We start from the raw sequence: 21942 nt of genomic DNA, 5'->3' as shown, positions 1-21942 counted from the left end.
ATGCCCGGGTTGTTGCGGAAATTTAACCCGGCCTTTTCTTGCCAAAATGGTTCTTTTTGCTGAATTTGAGAACATGTGCTTCGTGGTAATACTTATCCATGAATCCCGCTAACGTCCACCAAATTACGTTTTATGACCCCAACTCTTACTTTTCTCTGCATTTCCACCTATTTCAAAGGCAACGACTTTTTGAAGGCTCTGAAAGACGCCGGCAACAGGGTTTTTCTGATCACTGCTAAAAAACTGGAAAATAAACCCTGGGTCAGGGAGGCCGTGGATGAGTTTTTCTATGTGGAAGAGGGGGAAGACGGGGCTTATAACATGAACGAGATCATCACCGGCCTCGCATACGTCATGCGCACCCGCCCGATCGACCGCGTGGTGGCGCTGGATGATTTCGATGTGGAGAAAGCCGCGCATATCCGTGAATATTTTCGCATTCCGGGAATGGGGCAAACGACCGGCCGCTATTTCCGCGATAAGCTGGCAATGCGTACGAAAGCGCTGGAATCGGGCATTCTCGTCCCCGGTTTCTCGGCACTTTTCAATGATGATCAGGTCAACCGGTTCATCGAAAAGTATCCCGGGCCATGGATGATCAAACCACGATCGGAAGCTTCGGCGCTGGGGATTCAAAAGCTGAGCACAGCCGAGGAACTCTGGAACACGATCCATGAATTGGGAGATAAGCGCCACGCCTACCTCGTCGAACAATATAAGCCGGGCGATGTCTATCACGTCGATTCGATCTCCTACAACGGGATCGTTATATTTTCCTGGAACAGCAAATACCTCGCACCGCCATTCGACGTAGCGCATGGCGGCGGTATATTTCGCTCCGTTACCGTGCCGCTCGACTCGTCCGAAGAACATGCATTGCAGACGCTCGCCGTGGATTTGCTCAAAGCTTTCGGATTGAAACACAGTGCATCACATACCGAAGTGATCCGCTGCCATGACGACGGCAAATACTATTTTCTCGAAACATCATCCCGCGTCGGCGGCGCACATCTGTCCGAAATGGTGGACGCGGCGTCGGGTATTAACCTCTGGAAAGAATGGGCGCGGATGGAAACCGCGGAGGCAAAGGGGGAAAACTACAAGTTGCCGCCTGTAAGGAAAGAGTATTCCGGTATTATCATCTCGCTTGCGCGCCAGGAATGGCCGGACCTGTCGGTTTTCAACGATCCTGAAATCGTGTGGCGAATGAACGAACCGCACCATGTCGGGTTGGTCGTAAGGTCCAAATCCCGCGACAAGGTGCTGGAACTGATGGATAAATATGCTGCGATAGTCCAGAAGAAGTACCATGCTTCCGCACCCGCGCCGAAGAAACCGGCGCATTGACGGCTATTTTTTCGGGACAGGAACATTCGCCGCCAGGTAGCTTTCCAGGCTTCGGAATTGAGCCGTCCAATATTGTTCGAATGTACTAATCCATTGCTGAACTTCGCTGAAACCGCTCTGGTTCAACACGCAATATCGTTCGCGGCCTTTTTCCTCGATATTTATAAATCCCGCATTTTGCAGGATTTTGATGTGTTTGGAAACCGCCGGACGGCTGATATCGAAATTTTCCGCGATCGCGTTAATCGAGCGTTTTTCTTTGGCGACCATCATCAATATTTCCCTCCGCCCCGGATCCGCGAGGGCCTGAAAGGCGTCTACTGTTTCTATGCTCATGCGAATCGCTCCTCAAAAGCTTTTTTGAATGCTTTATTAACGATTTTCTTCCAACCCATTTCCATAATGAAGCTCGTCAGCACATTTTTCGGGCCTGTAAATCCGGTATGTTCGAGGCGGAGCTCGGTACCTCCGTCTTTGGGTTCCAAAATCCATGTTACGACGGTGTCAAGCGTAGTAACACCGGGTTTTGGCCCTCCCTTAAAACTATAAGATAGCTTTTTCAGAGGGTCGATTTCCAGAATTTTGTGGTACATAATCCCATCCCAATTCTGCGCAGGCCGCGGCTTTTGCTGCGTTTGGCATTCAAACCCAATCTCCGGTTTGAAATCCTTCATCGGGCTCCATTTGGTAAGAATCTCAGGATTAGTAAGGCACTCCCAGATCATTTCCGGCGGGTAAGGGTAAAACCACTTGAGTTTGATATCACGTTTCATAAAGCGTAACCTTTTTATTACACAAATTTATATGTAACTTTTTTGTTACGTAATTATTGATGTGAAAAAAATTTTGTAGTCGCGCGTTACCAAAATAGAGATCGAGCGTCTAAATGGGTGGACTTAAATCACACGCATTATTATGAAAGATATTGAAACATCGGAATTGCTAGGCGCAGTGAAACAACTTATTGAAGAAAGTAGGAGGAATGCTGCATTGGCGGTGAATGCCGAAATAACCTTGCTGCATTATCGGGTTGGTAAGCAGGTAAATCAGGAAATTTTGAAGGAAAATAGGGCGGAGTATGGGAAAAAAGTACTACGCGAGCTGAGTTTAAAGCTAATTGCAGATTATGGTCAGGGTTGGAGCATGAAACATTTGTTACACTGTTCGAAGTTTGCCTCCGTTTTTCCGGACGAATCAATTGTCTCCGCACTGCGGAGACAATTAAGCTGGACACATTTGAAAACGTTGATATACATAGAAGGTGCTTTGAAACGTGAATTCTACATCGAAATGTGTAAACTTGAAAGATGGTCGTCACGTCAATTACAGGAGCGCATCCAATCCATGCTCTACGAACGGACCGCCATCAGTAAAAAGCCGGAGGAATTGATTATTAGCGAGCTGCAATTGTTGAAAAACGAGCAAAAACTAAACCCCGACCTGGTTTTCAAAGACCCTTACTTTCTTGATTTCCTCGGATTGAAAGATGCCTACTCGGAAAAAGATCTCGAAGCGTCGATTATCGTCGAATTGCAGCGCTTCATTATTGAAATGGGCACCGATTTCGCATTCATGGCGCGGCAGAAGCGCATTACTATCGATCACCGTGATTATTTTATCGATTTGCTGTTCTATCACCGGCGGTTGAAATGCCTGGTGGTGGTCGACCTGAAAATGGGCGAATTTGAAGCGGGTTTTAAAGGACAAATGGAGCTTTACCTGCGGTTTTTGGAAAAGTATGAGAAAATCGAAGGAGAGAACGATCCGGTTGGGCTGATTCTCTGCTCGGGAAAAAGCAGCGAACATATTGAATTGATGCAGCTGGATAAAAGCAATATCCGGGTCGCGGATTACCTGACGGCCCTGCCTTCACAGCAGATCTTGCAGGAGAAGCTACATAAGGCAGTAGAGATCGCGCGGCATAAAATGGAGCAACGCGATTTTGCGGATATAAAAAACGGGCCTGCCAAGTGACTGGCAGACCCGTTTTGAATGTCCTCTGAAATGGATTAAACCAGCTTGAATGCCTGGCGACCCAGCAGCACCCAGTTTCCCTTTACTTTTTGAAATACCATGAACACACCGAGCTTTACCTGCGCAGGGTCTTTTCCCTTGTTGTGGGTGTCACCAAAAAGCTTGTGACGAACCAATGCGACGTCGCCTGAGATGGAGATGGTTTGCTCGCTAAGATCGATTTTGGTGAATTTGGAATCTTCGCTCACCAGCGCACGAATGAACTCCTTCTGATCTTCCAAAAGGCCGTTGGAATGGCCATAGGAGAGCGAAGGCGAGGTTAACTTTTTCAAATCGGCCTCATTGGCACTGATGATCGCAGTTTTTAGCTTTTCAACAGTCGCGGCAACGGCTTTTTCATCGGCGCTTTGAGCGAAAACAAATGCATTGCCTATCAAAAGGAATGCGAGGAGCAAAAGTGTTTTTTTCATTGATTAATAAGGAATTAGGATTTGACTTCGGTATTCGGTTGTCTGACTTCGGCAGTCTGGTTTTCAAAATCGATCAGGTGTGAAAGCCACCGGCCGAAAGCCGATGTACTAAATATCAACCCTTTCCATTTTTGGCGAAAATACGTGCATTACGCCCCATGCGAGCAGGTATGCGAACCCGCAGATGATGAAAATGATGTTGTAACCTCCGCCGATGTTTCCGGCTGCCTTGTAGTTGTCCAGAATGATCCCTACCAAAAGAGGAAACAGGATACCACCTACTGATCCGGCCATTCCGCCGATTCCGACGACCGAACTTACAGCCTTTTTAGGGAACATGTCGGAGGCCGTTGTAAAAATATTTGCACTCCACGCCTGGTGCGCGGCTGCCGCCAGACTGATCAGCACAACGGCCTGCCAGATGTTGGTCGTATATTGAGCGGCCATAATCGGCGTGACAAGGAATGCGAAAATCAGCATGGACGTCTTCCTCGCCCGGAAAATGGGCCATCCTTTTTTGATAAAATAGCCTGACAAATACCCGCCGCCAATGCTGCCAATGGTGGTTGCCGTGTACACGATCACCAGTTCCGGGCTTGGTTTTGAAAGATTCAGTTTAAATGCTTCCGCGAAATAGGAAGGTAGCCAGTAAAGGAAAAACCACCAGATAGGATCGGTAAGCATTTTGCCAAATACAAATGCCCAGGTTTGGCGGATTTTGAACAATTCCAACCATTTAACAGGTGCTTCCTTGCTCGTGTCGGGTTCGTTGTCGCTGTGGATGTAGTCGAATTCGGCCTGGTTGATGCGGCTTTGCTTTGCAGGGAGCTCATAATAGCGCCACCAGAATATCAGCCACACAAATCCGAGCGCCCCGGTAATGAGAAACGCTTCCTGCCACCCGTATGCCCCCAAAATCCATGGGACCATGATAGGCGCTACCACCGCGCCGATGTTAGCCCCTGAGTTGAAAATACCGGTCGCCAATGCCCGTTCTTTCTTTGGAAACCATTCGGCGGTAGCCTTGATCGCCACGGGGAAATTTCCTGCCTCGCCGAGCCCAAGTATAGCACGCATGAAGCCAAAGCTGAATGTTCCCGTCGCGACGGCGTGCAGCATGGCCGCGATACTCCACACGACAACCGAAATGACATAGCCTATTTTGGTGCCTATCTTATCGATAATAGCCCCGAAGCCGATCAGCGAGAATGCATAGGCCGCTTGAAATGCCATTACAATATGACTGAAATCGGACTCCGTCCATCCGAAATCGGCTTCCAGTGTCGGTTTGAGAAGGCCGAGCACCTGGCGATCGAGATAGTTGATGGTCGTTGCGCAGAATAGCAGCGCCACCACGCGCCAGCGGTAGCTCGTCTTTTGGGTCTCCATGCGGAGTTGTTCTGGTTCGGGATTAAGCATATTCTGTTCTTTCAAGAAGCGTTTTAAGTGTTTCAGCGACGCCGTTTTGCGTGATGGATTGGAGATATTTCACGATGGAACTGTGGACTGTATCGACTTTATTGAGGTCGCGCCCCCAGATCGACGCGTCTTTAAGAATAGCCTGTACCATGTCGGGGAGCGAGGCTATTTGCCATTTCTGGTAAAAGAACGATGCTTTCGGATCCTGGATCAGGTACGCAGTGCCGTCCACCTTGCCGTAGTAATTTTCTCCCTCCTTCTTCACAGCCTTCATGTAGTAAATGAAAACTGCGAGTCCGAAGGTCATATATTCGGGAAGATAGCCGTTTCGGGTCTCGTAATTCAGATAGGTAGGGATAACCCTGGAAAGTACCTTGGCTGAATAATTCTGATTGATATTGAGCCACTTATGGAGAATGTGCGGATTTCGAAAACGATCGGCTACCTGGCGGCTGAATGCCAGCGCGGCATCCGTGCGAATATCGTAGGGAATAGCCGTCGCGATCTCGTTCTCCATCAAATGCGTAATGAAAGCTGAGAAAAACGGATCGTTCATCGCGTCTACAACCGTTTTGAAGCCACATAAATGCGCAAGCCCGCCTCCCAGGGTGTGGGCGCCGTTCAGGAGCCGCAGTTTGAGCTCGCGGTATTGTTCGATATCCGGCTCGACGACCAGACCTTCATCGACCCCGTAAAAACCTATTTTCTCGCGGATGCGCTCGTCGCCTTCGATCGCCCAGAGGTGATAATGTTCCGTCGCGATCAAGAGCTCGTCGCGGTAGCCAAGTTCTTCTTCCAGCTCTTTCAGACGTATTTCGTCGGGCTTGCCGGGTACAATGCGGTCGACGAGCGAGTTGCAGAAGAAATTGCATTGCTCGATCCAGTCGATGAAAGCACCTTCCAAGCCATTGCGATGTGCGAGTTCGAGGGTGATGGATTCGAGTTTCTTGCCATTATCGGCGATCAGTTCAGTGGGGATAATGACTACGCCAGAATCGGGGTTACCGTTGAAAGCCACGTAACGCGCGTAGAGAAATGCCAGCAGCTTGCCGGGAAACGAGACCGGCGGCCACTGGTAAATATCGTCCTGAACGAGTTGGATCCCGGTTTCGGTAGTATTTGAAATCACAATGGTAACCGCAGGGTTTTTGGCCAGGTCCAACACGAGCGACCATTGCGTTTTAGCCGACAGCACGCGGCTGATAGCCGAAGAAATGATATTTTCTTCTTTGAGCTCGCCATTCTGAATGCCGCGCGAGCATATGGTGTAAAGGTTGTCCTGTCGCTCAAATGCTTTTGTATCGCCCTGGTCGGTGGATTTTACGACCACGATCCGGCCGTTGAATACACCCTGCCGGTTAGCTTTGTCTATAAAATAATCGGCCAGGCCGCGCAGAAACGCGCCCGTACCGAATTGCAGTACTTTTTCCGGCAGCTGGAACACGGAATCATCAGCCACGACCACGGCGGGCTGGCTTCTGAGCTGACGAAGGTTTTCCCGGAAGAGATGGCTCATAGCGTCGAGATTTACTTTTTAACAACCTGTTTCAACAACCAACCGGCGAGGTCCTTGCCTGCTTCAAAATTCTCGAAGCTGGTATCGATCCTCCTGCCGTCAACATATTCATTGTAGAGCCACGGATCTCCTACGGCGAACACTGTTCCCTTGCCATATTTGGAAACTCCGAAAATGATATCACCCTGGTCGGTCAGCAGTGCTTTTGCTGGTGACGTGAGGCTAAGCGGTGACAGTTCTTTAATGTAAATTTTTTCAGTGTTTTTGAAAACAGCTTTGGCATCAGCCGGTATGATCAGTTTACCCTGCTCGAATTGTGTTCCCTGCACCATATTGCGGTTTTTGCTCGTGAACCGAATCCCAAACTTTGCAGCCAGCTTGTTGAAATGCGGGATTTCGCAATTAGCGGTGTCGTTGGCCATAAGGACGAGTACGCCGCCTGCTTTCACCCACTTTTCAATCTCGGAAATGGATTTATCATCGATGAAATGCGGCTCGGCCGCTTCCTTTTTGGTGTCGGGATCTACGATAATGTAAACGTCGATACCCTTCAAGCTGGCAGCCGTGGGCGGCGCCGGGAGTGCAACCGTTTTGGCACCCAGTTCACGGAAAGTATTCCCCCAAAGCCAGAAACCCGAATGCATCCGGTCCTCCCAGGTGTAGTGGAATTGCTCCGGGCCTCCGGTGAGATCTTTACGGGTCTCGTGGTTGAAATAGTAGTCCAGACCCACCGTTTTACTTTTCCCTACGGCATTTTCGGCAGCTATTTCCATTTCAACACTCGCAAAAATGAATGGCCCGATGCCTTTCAGATCGTTCTTCCGGATGGGCTCACTGAGGTAATATTCATAAGTGCCGTCGCGGTAGGGCGTCCCTCCCAGGCCACCCACACTCACGGTTTTGTTGAGACTTAAAGTGCCGTTCGCTTCTTTTTCTACAAAATTTTGGAGGATTCCCTGGTAGCCTTTCTTTGCATTTACCGCGAATTTAGCAGGAATGTAGCCCATCCTTGCGCCTTTCGCGAGCGCATATACGAACATGCACGAGGCCGATGCTTCCAGATAGTTGCCAGCCCTTTTGCCCTGGTCGATCACCTGGTACCAGGTACCGGATTCGGGGTCCTGGTATTTTGCCAAAACGGGTGCTAATCTTTGCAAATAGCTGATCAGTTGCGCTCTTCCCGGATGCTGCGCCGGTAGATAATCGAGTACATCTACGAGCGCGATCGCATACCAGCCAATAGCCCGCGCCCAGAAACTTGGGGAACGGCCAGTCTTTTTATCCGCCCATTTCTGTTCGCGGCTTTCGTCATAGGCGTGGTAAACGAGCCCGGTCTTTTCATCGACGGCATATTTTTCGATTAATGCAAATTGCTTGACGATGTCATCGAAATGCTCGGGATGATTGAAAATGAGGCTATACTCGGCCGCAAACGGCTCACCCATGAAGAGACCGTCGAGCCACATCTGGTTGGGATAGCGCTTTTTATGCCAGTAGCCGCCTTCTTTGGTGCGTGGCTGTTGTTCGAGTTGCCTCCAGAGCAGATCGGCAGCTTTTTTATATTTCTCTTTGTCGGGCTGGGATTGCTGGTACAATGCCAGCAATGCGCGGCCGGGTGGAATATTGTCTATATTAAATTCGTCGGCATGGTAGGTGCGGATAGTGCCGTCGGGGCGCACGTACTGGTCGATATCTTTACGGATGTATTCGAAATATTTGCCTTCTCCCGTCCGGCACCACACTTTTTCGATGGCTTTGAGCATCAATCCCTGCTCGTAGTCCCATTTCGTTGCCGTGTTTTTGCCTACGAGAATAGAGTCTTTATGATTGGCGATAAAAGAGTCGGCCATTTGCCGGGATATTGGAAAATCCTGCCCAAACGACCAGGTAGTCATGAAACAGGCGATCCAGCATGTAAATCGGCGGATACGAAGTAGAGAAATGGCCATCCGGAACAGGTTATGCTTTTGAAATAGTTACAAAATCCTCGCGCATGGGAGTGAAAATATCGACCAGCATGCCAGCCGAAAGGCACAATGCGCCATGAACCACATGCGGCGGAATGTAATATACATCCCCCTGCCGCAACACCTGTTTCCGCTCGCCGATCGTGATCTCGAACTCCCCGCTTTCTACATAGCTCATCTGCGTGTGAAAGTGGCTGTGCAGCGTTCCTATGCCGCCTTTTTCAAAGGCAACTTTGACCATCATCAGATTGTCGTCATAGGCCATGATCTTGCGTTTCAGGCCGCCTCCGAGGTCTTCCCAGGCGAGTTTGCTGTCGGCGATAAATTCCTTTTCTTTCAATGCTTCCATTATCTGAGATCTCCGATTTGTACGGGGTCCATATCTGTATAATCCTTGTTTTCACCGGCCATTCCCCAAATGAAGGCGTAATTCGACGTGCCGCAACCGGAATGGACAGACCACGGGGGCGAGATTACTGCCTGCCGGTTGGCTACCCACAAATGCCTGGTTTCCGAGGGTTCGCCCATCAAATGCAGCACTCTCTGGTTTTCAGGTACATCAAAGTAGCAATAGGCCTCCATGCGGCGGTCGTGCACGTGTGAGGGCATGGTATTCCAAACGCTGCCCGTTTGCAGCACCGTAAGCCCCATTACGAGCTGACAGCTCTGAATACCGTCCATGTGGATGTATTTATAAATGGTGCGATGGTTCGACGTTTCCACGCTGCCCACGGTTGCCGGCGTCGCGTCCTCCTTCGTGAATAGCCGGGTAGGGTAAGTTTGGTGCGCAGGTGAAGAAAGCAGGTAGTAAGCGGCTGGTTCAGCGGGGTTATTGCTGGTGAGCAGTATTTCTTTTGTTCCTTTTCCTACATACACGCAACCCAGCTTACTGATCGGGAAATGCTCGCCGTCGGCGATGACCTCGCCGTCGCCGCCGATATTGATGATTCCGATTTCGCGTCTTTCGAGGAAATAGGAGGCCTTCAATGCATCGAATACCGGGATAGCAAGCGGAGTTCCGAGCGGAATGGCGCCGCCGATGATGACGCGGTCGTAATGGCTGTACACGAAATGGATTTCGCCATCCCGGAAAATATCTTTGACAAGGAAATTGTCGCGCAAGGCATCAGTGTCCATTTGCGCTACTTCTTTCCGACTGCTTTCAAATCTAATTTGCATATTAAGCGGCAACTTTTTGAATTTCTTTTAAATAAATATGACTAGCGCCCCATCCAGCCGCCATCGACGGTCAATGTCGTTCCGTGCACGTAACTGGCGGCTTCCGAGGCGAGAAAAAGCGTCGGGCCTTTAAAATCCCCGGGCAATCCCCAGCGTCCGGCCGGAATGCGGTCGAGGATAGACTTGCTGCGTACCGGGTCGTTGCGTAACGCTTCGGTATTATCGGTGTTGATGTAGCCGGGCGCGATGGCGTTCACATTCACACCTTTGCCGGCCCATTCGTTGGCCAATGCCTTCACAAGCCCACCAATGGCACTTTTTGAAGCAGTATAGCCCGGCACATTGATACCTCCCTGGAATGTGAGCAGCGAAGCGGTGAAAATGATCTTGCCCGCTCCGCGTGCTATCATTTCCCTGCCTAGCTCGCGGGCGAGTATGTAAGGTGCGTCAAGATTGATATTGAGTACTTTATCCCAGTATTCGTCGGGGTGTTCCGCAGCCGGTTGCCGGAGGATAATTCCTGCATTGTTAATCAGGATATCGATTACCGGATGCTCTTTTTTGACCTTTTCTATAAACTCGTAAAGTTTTTCCCGGTCGCCCAGGTCTGTCTGGTATGCGTAAAATTTCCTGCCCGTTTGGAGGATAGCCCGCTCGGTTTCGTTACCTTCCTTAAACTCCGAAGATGCCACACCGATAATGTCGGCACCGGCTTCGGCCAGCGCCTCGGCCATGGCCTTTCCGATACCACGATTGCATCCGGTTACCAGTGCCGTCTTTCCGGTCAGATCAAATAAATTAACGGTGTTCATTAATGAGTATATGATTTGTCTTTTTCGGGGTATCCGATAAATTTAGCGTCGATTGTAAATAGATCCCAGCTGAACGATGTTAGATTGAATAATCAGAAAAATCAAATAACAAATTGTCTTTTTTTGTGCAATCGTTATCGGGAACGTTGTCAGTTGGCCGGGATAGATGTAAATTTTGAGATAATTTGGCAGCGGAGCAGTGCGGGGGAGAGGAGTTGAGGATATTTTGAAACGAATAATAAGTTGGAATAAACCAATTTTTCCATTGGAAACCATCACCATAAAGGATATTGCAAAGGCGCTGAATCTGTCGACTTCGACGGTGTCACGTGCATTGAGAAATAGCTACGAAATCAACCCTGAAACCAAAAAGCTGGTGATGGAATATGCGGAGCGGATGAACTATCGCCCCAATCCCATTGCATTAAGCTTGAAGGACAGCAAAAGCAAGTCGATTGGCGTCATTATTCCCGAAATCGCGAACCATTTTTTCTCGCAGCTCATCAACGGCATCGAATCCATTGCTTACAACCTGGGTTATCATGTGGTAATTTTTCAAAGCCACGATTCCTACGAAAGAGAGGTGGCGAATACGAATTATCTGGTTTCCAGGAGAGTGGACGGACTTCTGGTTTCGCTGGCAAGCCTTACCACAAACCTCATCCATTTTCAGGAACTGATGGAAAAAGGGCTTCCCATTGTGTTCCTCGACCGCGTGCCCAATGATATTGAAACGCACAAGGTTGTAGCCGACAATTTTAGAGGAAGCTATGAAGCAACAGAGCATTTGATTCTTTCGGGCCGAAAGCGGATTGCGCACCTTACCAGCCCTATTTACCTGTCGATCACCACCGAACGACTGGCTGGTTACAAAAAGGCGCTGGAAGATTACGGGATTCCTTTTGATGAGTCGTATGTGAAGTATTGCCTTTACGGGGGCAAGATTAAGGCTGAAAACGAAGCAGCTATTGAAGAAATGCTCAACCTGCCGGAGCCGCCCGACGCCATATTTACAGCCAGTGATCGGCTTACCACGGGCTGTATGGCGGTATTTCAACGAAAAGGCATCCGCGTGCCGGACGAAATCGCCATTGTGGGCTTTACCAACATCAGTGTAGCCGATTTGCTGAACCCGCCGCTGACGACTGTCATGCAGCCGGCAATGGAAATGGGCCAGCAGGCCGTCGAACTGCTGATCCGGTTGATCGAACATCCACAGAAAGACGAGAAATTCGAAACACGCTCACTGAAAACAGCATTGACGATCCGGGCGTCGTCTGTTGGAAAAACCGTAGTTTAGCGGAAAAACCACATTACGGATGATCAGCCTGCGCATCGATGGAGCATTGTTCAATTACAGGGTCGCCGGCGTGGCGGTACTGAATGGCAAGGTGCTTCTGCATAAAACCCCTTCCGATAATTTCTGGACGCTCCCCGGCGGGCGTTGCGAGCTGTTTGAATTCTCAAAGGACACTTTGCAGCGTGAAATGCAGGAGGAAACCGGTATGGATGCCAAAGCTGGCGAAATGCTTTGGGTGTCCGAGAATTTCTTCCTGTACAACGGCGACAAGTACCACGAGATCGGTTTCTATTTTGACATGCAAATCAGCGACCTTCCCGGGCAGGCGGATTTTCTTGGTTCGGAGGGACAGGATGAGCTATTGTTTCACTGGCATGATGTGACCGATTTGCATTCAATCCGTATCTATCCCGAATTTCTGGCAGATGCATTGGCTAAAAACCCGCTCGAAAAAGGACATTTCAGTTCACCTTTCCGCAACCTCGACGCCGCAGATCCTATTTCGTCATAAACTGCCAGGTAACATTGCCTATTGTGTTCGGCTTGCCATTTTCGGGCCCCGAAATGCTGCCTTTTAGCTGCCCACCCTGTCGTTCAACTTTGACTGTCCGCCAGCAGAATGCCCCTTTTTCGTAGTCGAATGTCTCGCCGTCATCGTCATACAGATTGTAACTTGCATTCTTTTCACCATAATGCCGGATTTCAATATCCGTTTTTGCACCCGAACGCGGCGCGTGGAGCAGGGCTGGCATCATGGGAATAATTCCTCCGTCTTTGACGAAGACCGGTATCTGGTCCATTCCGGGGCTAATGGTTATCACTTCTCCGTCGCCCGCGAGTTTGCCGGTATAGAAATCGTACCATTTGCCTTTTGGCAAGATCACCTTACGTGAAGTCTGTCCCGTGAAAAGCGGCGCTACCAGCAGGTATTCACCCGCCATATATTGGTCTTTCACTTCACGGGTAACAGCCTCCTCATAAGGGTTTTCTTCGAGGTTGGTGGCCGTTTTTTCCTTTTTCATATTTATGCCAAAACCTTCTTCCAGATTCATTCCGCGAAAGGGCGGCGTGCCGTTGTAATGATATTTGGCGAATTCTGAATACCAATAGGGCATCATTCGCATTCTCAGCTCTGCCAATGCCTTGATTTGCGGCGCAACTTCGGGAAAAGTCCATGGCTGCGTGCTGCTCGACCATGCATTGATCATGGCCATCGGCGAGAAGCAGACCGTCTGGAAACGCCGGAGCCATTCTTCGGCGGTTTTGGAAGCCCGTACTTCGGGTGTCCAGAGCACGCCTGCATATCCGCTGTTGATAAGCGCGGTAATGAAGTCTTCGTGACTGTAATTGTCATTATAAATCACATAGGGAAACGACGCACCGCCTGCGTTGGATGCGCGTACGAGCCCGTATGTACGTGTGTTGTTTCGGCGGAACATTTCAAAACTATGTTTCTGTACGAGCAGCCCGTATGTCTGACGAATTTGTTCCGAGGAGCGACCGGAGGGAAATATCGCCACGTCGGGCCAGAGGTAGGAGTCGAATCCATCCACTTCATCGATCTTGTAGCCGCTGACGCCGATCTTTACATGTTCTTTTTCAAACTGATCGAACAGGATCTTACGGGCCTGCGGCATTGAAAGGTCTGGAACAAGGCCATTCCAAACCGTATGAGAGCCTGTGTAGGGCGCTATCGTTTTATAAATGGAGGCGTCGGGTGAGACATAGGGATTTGTCCAAAGATTAATTTTAACGCCCATTTTGTCCATATCCTTTACAAAACCTGCCGGATCGGGGAAGCGGGAGCGGTCCCATTCGAATGTGCAGGGGTAGGATTTGGTTTGCCAGCCGGGTTCGAGGCCAATGAAATCGAGTGGATAGCCTTTTTCTTCAAATGCTTTTGCCTCTTGTTTCACCTGATCGGCGTCGTAGAGCCGGTGGACACGCTGCGTAAAGCCCAGGCCCCAACGCGGTGGCAGACAGCCCCCGCCACTCAACAGATTGAAACGCTCGATCGCATTGACCGGCTTGGGGCCGGCGAACACGTAAATTTCAAGTCCCTCGGCCGGTATCAGCATTTCAACCGCATCGGAATAAGGGTGCGCTTCCCAGTTTTTGTCGGTGTTGCGGTCCATGACCTTCGGCGGGTTTTTACTGTCTTTGCGCACACCCGAGCCCGCGTATACATCGATGTATTTGGCAGAATTTACAAAAACACCATAACCCAGCGATGATACATAAAACGGCACCGGCGCGTGGGTGCGACCATTATCGGACTTGCCATAATGGTCGGTATGGAGCTGCATAATGCGGCCGCGCTGATGGATGCTCTGGAAGTTAAGCCCGAAGCCGTAGAGCTGCTCATTCCTTTGCAACGGCAGACGCAGGTAGGATTTTCCATTGTTCAGCTGAAACGAAATAGCCGATTTATCGAGTGGAAAGTCCTGTTTGGATAGTTTCGCGAGCGCGGGCGACGCGGTCGATTCCGCGGCTTTGAGCAGGTTGTAACTGTCGGGTTTGCCCGCGATGCCCTTCCAGACGCCGGGATGGATTTCTTTCCAGGTGATAACTTGCCCGAAAAGCAGGGCAGGAACGAGTATTAAAAACAGGGTCGAAAGGGCTGGTTTTAGATGGCGCATGGGGTTCAGTGGCTCTTGGGTCGATATTATAAGTGGGTATTCAATTTTTATACTAAAAAAATATGGTGGTAAAATAAGTCTATTAAATTTGTAGGATATATAGATTATTGATAATTTTGAGCTTCGAAATCAGAAGACCCCTGGCATTATGTACTACGAAATTGAAGACGAACTGGGCAACGTGTCCACCTTACAGCTCAAACAAAGAATAGCGGAAGAGCAGATCGAGCCGCCGAAGGAAGGTGAGCTTGCTCCGTTGTTTTACCTCCGGAATGAGGAAGGTTTCCCGGTGACGTCGCTCACGAGCGCTTCATCGGATAGTGAATCGCGGTCGATTCTCGACCTGGTCCGTTTTAAGCCGCTTGTTCTGAGTTTTTATTGCAATTGCTGGGGGAGTTATGCGCCAAAGCACCTCGAAGCCCTGAAGGCGCTTGCACCGCAGGTGGAGGCTTTGGGTGGGCAGCTGCTGATATTGACCAATGAATCTCAAAAGGAAATCGGGCGCATCGGCAGGAAACTCGATGCCGGGGCGCTGATTTACCACGATAAAAATTACAATGTCGCTCGCTCCTATGGCGTGTTTTCGGAAACCTCACCGATCTGGGACCGCATTGCGGGCATTTCGGAGGAAGTTTTCACGCCTTCGCTCTTTGTCCTCGGCCGTGACCGCCGGGTGGGGTACACTTTTGTCGACGAAAATTTTGACAATGCTCCCGACTTTAAAGCTATTCTGAAGGCTGTTTACGACGGCCGGTAAGAGATTTACATACTTTGGCATTCATACCGTGTCAGCCTGGCAACCATGCATTATCTTTGGTTTTGCCGCTGACACGGTATTTGTTTAATACGATTTCTGGATATGTTATTGAAAAACAGGTTGCAATCGAAGCTTCCCAATGTGGGGACCACCATTTTTACAAAAATGTCGGCCCTGGCCGAAGAACACAAGGCGCTGAACCTGGCGCAGGGCTTTCCCGAATTCGATTGTTCGCCTGAATTGCAGCGGCTGGTGGACAAGCATGTACGGTCGGGTAAAAACCAGTACGCTCCCATGCCGGGCGCATTACCATTGCGGGAAGCGATCTCTAAGCAGACTTTCGAAGCCTCCGGCAGCGAGTACCATCCTGTAACCGACATTACCGTCACGAGCGGCGCCACCGAAGCATTGTTCGTGGCGATCAGCACCGCGGTGCATCCGGGCGACGAAGTGATCGTCTTCGAGCCGGCCTATGACAGCTACGTGCCGGCTATCGAGCTCAGCGGCGGCATACCGGTTTTTGTAACACTCGACCCTCAATACGATTCCATCGACTGGGGAGCTGTAAAAGCATGTATTACCAAAAAAACGCGTGCGATCATCATCAATACACCGCACAATCCGACGGGTAAAGTCTGGACGGCTTCCGATTTGCAGACACTCGCTGCGCTCGCGGAAGCGCACGATCTGATTGTGATCAGCGATGAGGTTTACGAGTACATTGTTTTTGACGGGCGGGCCCATATTTCGGTAGCTTCTATTCCCTCGCTGGCTGAGCGTAGCTTTGTGTGTGGTTCGTTCGGGAAGACATTTCATACCACAGGCTGGAAACTGGGCTATTGCCTGGCGCCTGCGCATTTTACCGCCGAGTTTCGGAAAATCCATCAGTTCCTCGTATTCAGCGTGGTAACGCCATTTCAATTTGCGGTAGCGGAATACCTCAGCGAGCCCGAGCATTATTTATCGCTATCTGCATTCTATGAGCGCAAGAGGGATTTGTTCAATGATGCGATTAAGGACATTGGTTTTATACAGAAACCATCCGAAGGTAGCTTTTTCCAGAATGTTTCTTATGCCAATCTTTCCGATGAGAACGACCTTGCATTGGCTGAGCGTTTGACCAGGGAAATCGGTGTTGCTTCAATACCTGTTTCGGCATTCTACGGAAGAGAAACTGATTTCAAAACACTCAGATTTTGCTTTGCCAAGCATGATGAGACATTGTTGAAAGCCGCAGGCTTGTTGAACACAGCACGTTGGTAGCGCCTGCTTACCCAATTTTTAAAGCAAAAACTACTTCTTAAACAACAATGCCTTAATAGGCTGGATACGCGTGATGATGAGTGTCGGGATGAGCAGGATAGCGGCTGTGATTATAACCGTAGCGATGTTGATCATCGCAAAAATTCCCCAGTCGAACACGATGGGGACGGTATCCATGTAGTAATTGACGGGATCGAGCGGGATGAGTTTGAACTGATATTGCAACCAGCATAGCAGCAATCCGGCTACATTGCCGATGATGATCCCTTTACGGACCATATCGAGGCCGACCTGGAAAAAGATCATCCTGATTTGCCGGTTGGGGCTCCCAAGCGTTTTGAGCAAGCCGATCAGCGGCGTCCGCTCCATGATCATCACCAGCAGGATCGAGATCATATTGAAGCAGGCTACGAAAAGTATGAGCACGAGAAAAACGGCAGTATTACGGTCGAGGAGGATGAGCCAGTCGAAGATTTGCGGAAAAAGGCTCGTGACTTTTTGAAGGAACAACCCCGGTGGAAGTTCGCGGCGGAGCTTGTGGGTGACCAGGTCGAGGTCGTAGAAATCTTTGAGATAGATTTCATAAGTGCCGACGGAATCTGCCCCCCAGCCATTGAGCCGCTGTACGAGGCCAATATCTCCGATGATCAGGTTATTGTCAAACTCCTCCATTTCGGTTTCGTAGATACCGGCAATGTTCAGCTTGCGCGGCCGCGGCGGGTTTTGGAGTGAATACATGATCACATCGTCGCCGGTTTTCAAGCGCATTTGGGTTGCAATTTTCCGACTGATGAGAATTTGGGACGAATAGCCGTATTTAATGGAAGATGAGTCGGTGCGCCCGATCAGCTTGCCTTCCACGAGGTGTTGTTTGAAAGTATTCCAATCATAATCCTTGCCTACGCCTTTCAGGATTACCCCTTTAATTTCGTCAGGCGTTTTCAGAATGCCCGATTTATGCGCCACCGCCTGCCAGCGCCTGACTTCCGGGATCATCGGCAATATTTCCGACACTGCATTTTTGACCGGTAGCGGGGCCTCTTCGTAAGTATTGCCTTGTGAAAACGCATTTACATTGATGTGTGCGCTGAATAGGAATATTTTTTGCTGGATGTTTTGCTTGAAACCCAGCAGAACTGCAAAAGCGATGATTCCCACCGAAACACCAATGGCGATACTGGCCACGCCGATCCGCGAAACCGTGGCAGAAAATGATCCTGCTTCGTTATGGCGTATCCGTTTGGCGATGAATGAGGGGAACTGCAAGAGGAATCTGTTCTTTAAATTAGTTGTTGACAAAAATAGGAAAAAACCTTAGCGGTTCGAAAAAGGCATTTTTTTATTAAGTTGCCTGCCTTGATTTATACAAAGACATTACAGAGTCGAAAACATACCACCATCCATGCCATTGATCAAAGTTGCTTCCGGAGTTGTAAACCAGACACCCATGGCCTGGGAGGCCAATACCCGAAATATCGTCGATGCGATCAAGGAGGCACGGAAGCAGGATGTAAGCCTGTTGTGCCTGCCCGAACTGTGTATTTCGGGTTATGGCTGCGACGACTATTTTTTCGCGCCCGACATGGTTGAACAGGCCCAGCGGTGCCTGCTCGAAGTAGTGGAGGAAACAGCAGGGATGATCGTTGCGGTGGGTTTGCCATTGCGGCATAATGGAAGCTTGTATAATGCAGCCTGTCTGATTTCCAACAAACAGATTGCCGGCTTTTACTGCAAACAAAACCTGGCGAACAACGGCATTCACTACGAGGCGCGGTGGTTCAGGCCGTGGCAGCCCGGCGCGGTGGAAAGTATCGAAGTGAACCAGATGTTTTACCCGATCGGCGATGTGATTTTTGACGTCGCCTCTGGTCCGGTCCTGGGTGGCTCGCACGGTGTGAAGATTGCATTCGAAATATGTGAGGATGGCTGGGTGGCCAATCGTCCCGCGCGCAGGCACTACGAGCGAGGGGTCGATATTATCCTGAACCCCAGCGCGAGCCATTTTGCATTCAATAAATTTATGGTGCGTGAAAAGCTGGTCGTCGATGCTTCCAGGTCGTTCTCATGCAGTTATATTTATACGAATTTGCTTGGTAATGAGGCTGGTAGGGCTATTTATGATGGTGATGCGATGATCGCTTCGAACGGCGACCTGCTCGCTTCCAGTCCGCGGTTCAGCTACGAGGATTTTGTGATCACAACAGCCGTTATCGACACGGAATCCGCCCGATTAAGTCAGGTTCAGAGCAAAATTGCCGTTCCGTCCAAAGAGCGGACGTGGAGGATACCTGCCCGTTTTGATTTTCCGGATATTGAACCTGTATTGCCTCAGGTTCCTGATATTGAGCCGTTTGAAAAAGGCGGTTCTTTAAAAGAAGAAGAGTTCGCAAGGGCGGAATGCCTTGCATTGTTTGATTATCTGAGGAAAAGCCGTTCAAACGGTTTTACGATATCGCTTTCGGGCGGGGCCGATTCCTGCGCTTGTACTGCATTATGCGGGTTAATGATCCGGCTGGCCGATGAAAGTATCGGTATGGACCGCTTCAAGCAGAAACTGTCTTACATGAAGGATATCCAGTCGGCCAAAACCGAGGAGGATCTTGCCAGAGTTTTGATCCATAATATTTACCAGGGAACTGAAAACAGCTCTTCCGATACGCTGGAATCGGCGCGATCGTTGGCTGAATCGATTGGTTCTACATTTTATAATGTGAATATCAACGGCTTGGTAGAGACTTACAAGGGGCTGATAGAAGACCAGATTGGGCGTAAACTGACCTGGGAGCAGGACGATATCGCATTGCAGAACATCCAGGCGCGGGTGCGTGCCCCGGGAGTCTGGCTGCTGACCAACCTCTCGAACCACCTGTTGCTCGCTACTTCGAACCGCTCGGAAGCGGCTGTCGGGTATGCTACCATGGATGGGGATACTTCCGGCAGCATCAGTCCGCTAGCGGGTATCGACAAGCATTACCTGCGCCAATGGCTCCGTTGGCTCGAAACGGTGGGTTGCGAAGTGAAGGGCAAGCACATCCGGATCGAAGGTTTGAAAAAAGTGAATAGCCTGCAACCGACTGCCGAGCTCCGGCCGCTGGCGCAAACGCAGACCGACGAGGCAGATTTGATGCCATATGAGTTTTTAAATGACCTGGAAGGGCTGGCGATCAGGGACAAAAAATCGCCTCTGGAATCGTACAGAAGCCTATATGTGCGCTACAAAGGCATTTACAGCGCCGAACAATTGCTCGGCTGGACAGAGCGTTTCTTTAAATTGTGGAGCCGAAACCAGTGGAAGCGTGAGCGTTATGCCCCATCCTTCCACCTCGACGACCGCAACCTCGACCCCCGTTCCTGGTGCCGCTTCCCGATCTTGTCGGGCGGGTTTGAGAAGGAGCTGGCAGAGCTGCGCGCTTATGTGAATGGCGCGGCGGTGCAGAATGGGCGGAAACGGATTGGGTTTTAGCCTCAGATTTTATTTAAAAATCGGATCCCGGCCTGGAAGCCAATCCAACCATATGCTTTACTGGAACCATCGGGCTTTTTCCCTATCCAAACGGGAGAAAGCCCTTTTTTTGCTTCTGCATTGATTAATCCCGAATCTTTGGCAAAAAAAGTGTTGAGCGAGGGGCCAGCGAACAAGGCGAACCGGGACCCAATTTTCTTTTCGATCCCTAATGCGAATTTTATGATTCCCTGGTTGATCTCGTCGTTTCGGTCAGTGTTTAGCCATACTATGCTACCTGTAAGATCCGCGTTGGCACTCCAACCTTTACCCAGACGTTGTGCGGTACCGAATCCATAACCGAGGGTAAACAGCGGCTTGTCTTTCGTATCTCCATTGAACCCGAGGTTGAAAATGTTGTAAAACCGCTCTACGCCCGTTTTAAATGCAGTATTGAAATAATTGAACTCATCGGTCGAGAACTCGTAACGGCGGTAGCCATTGCTATGTACCCAGCTAAACAGTCCGAAAGGTACCCTTCCCGTAGAGTCCGCATAGTTGACGAAGCCGATCTGATGGCCTTTCCGCACGGTATGCGCATAATTATAACCGGCTGAAAACTGGTAGCCCTCCAAAACTCCCACAACCACATTACCAACGCCCGCGACCTGGAAACCCGAAAAGTTCTTTCCGGTATAGTTGATGAAATTGGTGCCCTGAAAACCCGTGAAGTTGCCAAGAGTCATGTTAAGGAAGTTGGCGTATTGGAAACCCGTCACGTTGTTACCTACTACATTGGCAACACCGCCAAGCTGAAAACCGGTAACATTGCCCCGCACCACGTTGATCAGACTGCCCACTTCGAATTTAGAAACACCCAACGAGTACCCGGCGATCAGGTTAATGGAATAGTCGTTCACAATATTCCCGCTAAGCTCGTGATTGGTACCTAAAAACGGTAAAATTGATGCCTGGAAGGGCGCGTGCAGCGTATCTTCGATATTGCGGGTGTGCACGGCTTGTTTGGCGGATGCAAATGCGCTTACAAACTTGTTCTGAACCCGACGGTATTTCTTCCGGAGCGTCTCATAATCGGCCCAGGTGATGGCTTTACCGCTTGCCGAGCTGTCGATAAACATCGTATCACGCGGTAACTCCACCTTTGCGAGTTCAAACTGCGGAACTGCCACTCTCGTACGCAGCGAATCCACCTGTACGGGCGTGTGCGTCGCGACCTTCCCGGAAATGGGTTTTAAGGTGTCCGGATTCAGTGAAATCTGCAAATAGGTATCCTTACGGGTAGGAATAGAGATGGATTTGCCGATGTAATCCTCTTTCCTCACTTCCAGACGAAGCGATGATCGCGTAGCCGGAAGGCGGATTTTGTAATAACCATATTGATTACTCACGGCCGAAGCCAGTGTTACCGACTCGTAAATACTCGCATTAGCCAGTTTTTTGCCGGTTTTGTTGTCGATAATATAGCCGTTCAGGTCGAAGTTGTCAGGCTCCTCCGGCTTTTCGGATTCCGGTTTTTTTTGAAGGATAATATAGCGGCGGCGTTCCTTGAACGTGACTTTGTCTTTGAAGATGATAACCAATATTTCGCGTACGCTCAGGTTGACCGCCTGGATCGACACGCGGCTTCTGACATCGATCATATCAGGGCTATACGAGAAACTGAAACCGCCGATATTCCCGATTTTTTGCAAAGTCTCGTCGAGCGGCTGGTTGGTTACTTTCAAGTTAATGCGCTTTTCCAGCAATTCCTGCGCCGAAATATGGCCCGGGAGCAGACAAACGCAGATACACCAGAAAGCAATTCCGTAAAGTAGTTTCAAAGCAGGATAACTTGTA

The 21942-nt window shown here is 49.8% G+C and carries 19 protein-coding genes; 7 read left to right on the top strand and 12 right to left on the bottom strand.

The features are described 5' to 3' along the window. Nucleotides 1-132: 132 nt before the first annotated feature. Nucleotides 133-1347, top strand: a complete 1215-nt coding sequence (locus IEY24_RS22575; protein ID WP_188936275.1) for an ATP-grasp domain-containing protein — start codon at nt 133-135, stop codon at nt 1345-1347. A 3-nt stretch (nt 1348-1350) separates the two neighbouring features. On the opposite strand, the gene IEY24_RS22570 is transcribed toward IEY24_RS22575, so the two are convergent. Both IEY24_RS22570 and IEY24_RS22565 read right to left on the bottom strand, forming a co-directional pair. Beyond that, on the bottom strand, nt 1351-1683 hold the full coding sequence (locus tag IEY24_RS22570; protein WP_188936274.1) for an ArsR/SmtB family transcription factor: 333 nt from the start codon (nt 1681-1683) through the stop codon (nt 1351-1353). Beyond that, entirely contained in the window at nt 1680-2120 is a 441-nt protein-coding gene (locus IEY24_RS22565; RefSeq protein ID WP_188936273.1) for an SRPBCC family protein, read from the bottom strand. The genes IEY24_RS22570 and IEY24_RS22565 overlap by 4 nt, the downstream gene beginning before the upstream one ends. Before the next feature lie 142 nt (nt 2121-2262). Here IEY24_RS22565 and IEY24_RS22560 point away from each other — a divergent pair, with 142 nt between their 5' ends. Next, nucleotides 2263-3321, top strand: coding sequence for a PDDEXK nuclease domain-containing protein (locus tag IEY24_RS22560; RefSeq protein WP_188936272.1), 1059 nt, complete (start codon nt 2263-2265; stop codon nt 3319-3321). A 35-nt stretch (nt 3322-3356) separates the two neighbouring features. Here the strand turns inward: IEY24_RS22560 and IEY24_RS22555 are convergent, their stop codons facing one another. From IEY24_RS22555 to IEY24_RS22525, 7 genes are all read right to left on the bottom strand, one after another. After that, nucleotides 3357-3791, bottom strand: coding sequence for a nuclear transport factor 2 family protein (locus IEY24_RS22555; protein ID WP_188936266.1), 435 nt, complete (start codon nt 3789-3791; stop codon nt 3357-3359). 108 nt (nt 3792-3899) lie between these two features. Next, entirely contained in the window at nt 3900-5180 is a 1281-nt protein-coding gene (locus IEY24_RS22550; RefSeq protein WP_188936265.1) for an MFS transporter, read from the bottom strand. A 22-nt stretch (nt 5181-5202) separates the two neighbouring features. Beyond that, complete coding sequence (locus IEY24_RS22545; RefSeq protein WP_188936263.1) at nt 5203-6726, bottom strand: tagaturonate reductase; 1524 nt, start codon at nt 6724-6726, stop codon at nt 5203-5205. Between the two features lie 11 nt (nt 6727-6737). Beyond that, the gene (locus IEY24_RS22540) at nt 6738-8576 is read right to left on the bottom strand and encodes a glycoside hydrolase family 88 protein (protein WP_229223003.1); all 1839 of its coding nucleotides are present in this window, start codon (nt 8574-8576) and stop codon (nt 6738-6740) included. Nucleotides 8577-8685: 109 nt separating this feature from the next. Continuing rightward, a complete protein-coding gene (locus IEY24_RS22535; protein ID WP_188936260.1) occupies nt 8686-9042 on the bottom strand; it encodes a cupin domain-containing protein in 357 nt (118 codons plus the stop codon). After that, nucleotides 9042-9872, bottom strand: coding sequence for a 5-dehydro-4-deoxy-D-glucuronate isomerase (gene kduI, locus IEY24_RS22530; protein WP_188936258.1), 831 nt, complete (start codon nt 9870-9872; stop codon nt 9042-9044). The genes IEY24_RS22535 and kduI overlap by 1 nt, the downstream gene beginning before the upstream one ends. A gap of 41 nt (nt 9873-9913) precedes the next feature. After that, entirely contained in the window at nt 9914-10684 is a 771-nt protein-coding gene (locus IEY24_RS22525) for an SDR family NAD(P)-dependent oxidoreductase (protein ID WP_188936256.1), read from the bottom strand. Nucleotides 10685-10949: 265 nt separating this feature from the next. Here IEY24_RS22525 and IEY24_RS22520 point away from each other — a divergent pair, with 265 nt between their 5' ends. Beyond that, complete coding sequence (locus tag IEY24_RS22520) at nt 10950-11984, top strand: LacI family DNA-binding transcriptional regulator (RefSeq protein ID WP_188936254.1); 1035 nt, start codon at nt 10950-10952, stop codon at nt 11982-11984. Between the two features lie 19 nt (nt 11985-12003). Further along, the gene (locus IEY24_RS22515) at nt 12004-12495 is read left to right on the top strand and encodes an NUDIX hydrolase (protein ID WP_188936252.1); all 492 of its coding nucleotides are present in this window, start codon (nt 12004-12006) and stop codon (nt 12493-12495) included. Here IEY24_RS22515 and IEY24_RS22510 read toward each other — a convergent pair. Beyond that, nucleotides 12482-14623, bottom strand: coding sequence for a glycoside hydrolase family 31 protein (locus IEY24_RS22510; protein WP_188936250.1), 2142 nt, complete (start codon nt 14621-14623; stop codon nt 12482-12484). The genes IEY24_RS22515 and IEY24_RS22510 overlap by 14 nt on opposite strands. 148 nt (nt 14624-14771) lie before the next feature. On the opposite strand from IEY24_RS22510, the gene IEY24_RS22505 reads away from it, so the two are divergent. Both IEY24_RS22505 and IEY24_RS22500 read left to right on the top strand, forming a co-directional pair. After that, nucleotides 14772-15380 (top strand): redoxin domain-containing protein, encoded by a 609-nt coding sequence (locus IEY24_RS22505; protein WP_188936248.1) that lies wholly within the window; start codon nt 14772-14774, stop codon nt 15378-15380. A gap of 102 nt (nt 15381-15482) precedes the next feature. Continuing rightward, nucleotides 15483-16643, top strand: a complete 1161-nt coding sequence (locus IEY24_RS22500; RefSeq protein WP_188936246.1) for a methionine aminotransferase — start codon at nt 15483-15485, stop codon at nt 16641-16643. Between the two features lie 30 nt (nt 16644-16673). On the opposite strand, the gene IEY24_RS22495 is transcribed toward IEY24_RS22500, so the two are convergent. After that, nucleotides 16674-17909 carry an ABC transporter permease gene (locus IEY24_RS22495; protein ID WP_188936245.1) on the bottom strand — a complete coding sequence of 412 codons (1236 nt, stop codon included), beginning with the start codon at nt 17907-17909 and terminating at the stop codon, nt 16674-16676. A gap of 136 nt (nt 17910-18045) precedes the next feature. Between IEY24_RS22495 and nadE the strand changes: the two genes are divergently transcribed. Continuing rightward, nucleotides 18046-20106 (top strand): NAD(+) synthase, encoded by a 2061-nt coding sequence (gene nadE, locus IEY24_RS22490; protein WP_188936244.1) that lies wholly within the window; start codon nt 18046-18048, stop codon nt 20104-20106. A 2-nt stretch (nt 20107-20108) separates the two neighbouring features. On the opposite strand, the gene IEY24_RS22485 is transcribed toward nadE, so the two are convergent. Continuing rightward, nucleotides 20109-21926, bottom strand: a complete 1818-nt coding sequence (locus tag IEY24_RS22485) for an STN and carboxypeptidase regulatory-like domain-containing protein (protein WP_188936243.1) — start codon at nt 21924-21926, stop codon at nt 20109-20111. Between the last annotated feature and the right edge of the window lie 16 nt (nt 21927-21942).

This window comes from Dyadobacter endophyticus, assembly GCF_014641595.1.
Classification (GTDB): Bacteria; Bacteroidota; Bacteroidia; order Cytophagales; family Spirosomataceae; genus Dyadobacter; species Dyadobacter endophyticus.
The sequence above is the reverse complement of the archived record's forward strand: the minus strand, read 5'-3'. Positions and strand labels throughout refer to the sequence as shown.

What these genes read in the sequence shown, in the direction of transcription:
- IEY24_RS22545 (WP_188936263.1), bottom strand. Translation starts at nt 6,726, where the DNA reads ATGAGCCATCTCTTCCGGGAAAACCTTCGTCAGCTCAGAAGCCAGCCC.
- IEY24_RS22550 (WP_188936265.1), bottom strand. Translation starts at nt 5,180, where the DNA reads ATGGAGACCCAAAAGACGAGCTACCGCTGGCGCGTGGTGGCGCTGCTA.
- IEY24_RS22500 (WP_188936246.1), top strand. Translation starts at nt 15,483, where the DNA reads ATGTTATTGAAAAACAGGTTGCAATCGAAGCTTCCCAATGTGGGGACC.
- IEY24_RS22570 (WP_188936274.1), bottom strand. Translation starts at nt 1,683, where the DNA reads ATGAGCATAGAAACAGTAGACGCCTTTCAGGCCCTCGCGGATCCGGGG.
- IEY24_RS22575 (WP_188936275.1), top strand. Translation starts at nt 133, where the DNA reads ATGACCCCAACTCTTACTTTTCTCTGCATTTCCACCTATTTCAAAGGC.
- IEY24_RS22505 (WP_188936248.1), top strand. Translation starts at nt 14,772, where the DNA reads ATGTACTACGAAATTGAAGACGAACTGGGCAACGTGTCCACCTTACAG.
- IEY24_RS22540 (WP_229223003.1), bottom strand. Translation starts at nt 8,576, where the DNA reads ATGGCCGACTCTTTTATCGCCAATCATAAAGACTCTATTCTCGTAGGC.
- nadE (WP_188936244.1), top strand. Translation starts at nt 18,046, where the DNA reads ATGCCATTGATCAAAGTTGCTTCCGGAGTTGTAAACCAGACACCCATG.
- IEY24_RS22525 (WP_188936256.1), bottom strand. Translation starts at nt 10,684, where the DNA reads ATGAACACCGTTAATTTATTTGATCTGACCGGAAAGACGGCACTGGTA.
- kduI (WP_188936258.1), bottom strand. Translation starts at nt 9,872, where the DNA reads ATGCAAATTAGATTTGAAAGCAGTCGGAAAGAAGTAGCGCAAATGGAC.
- IEY24_RS22565 (WP_188936273.1), bottom strand. Translation starts at nt 2,120, where the DNA reads ATGAAACGTGATATCAAACTCAAGTGGTTTTACCCTTACCCGCCGGAA.
- IEY24_RS22555 (WP_188936266.1), bottom strand. Translation starts at nt 3,791, where the DNA reads ATGAAAAAAACACTTTTGCTCCTCGCATTCCTTTTGATAGGCAATGCA.
- IEY24_RS22515 (WP_188936252.1), top strand. Translation starts at nt 12,004, where the DNA reads ATGATCAGCCTGCGCATCGATGGAGCATTGTTCAATTACAGGGTCGCC.
- IEY24_RS22510 (WP_188936250.1), bottom strand. Translation starts at nt 14,623, where the DNA reads ATGCGCCATCTAAAACCAGCCCTTTCGACCCTGTTTTTAATACTCGTT.
- IEY24_RS22560 (WP_188936272.1), top strand. Translation starts at nt 2,263, where the DNA reads ATGAAAGATATTGAAACATCGGAATTGCTAGGCGCAGTGAAACAACTT.
- IEY24_RS22535 (WP_188936260.1), bottom strand. Translation starts at nt 9,042, where the DNA reads ATGGAAGCATTGAAAGAAAAGGAATTTATCGCCGACAGCAAACTCGCC.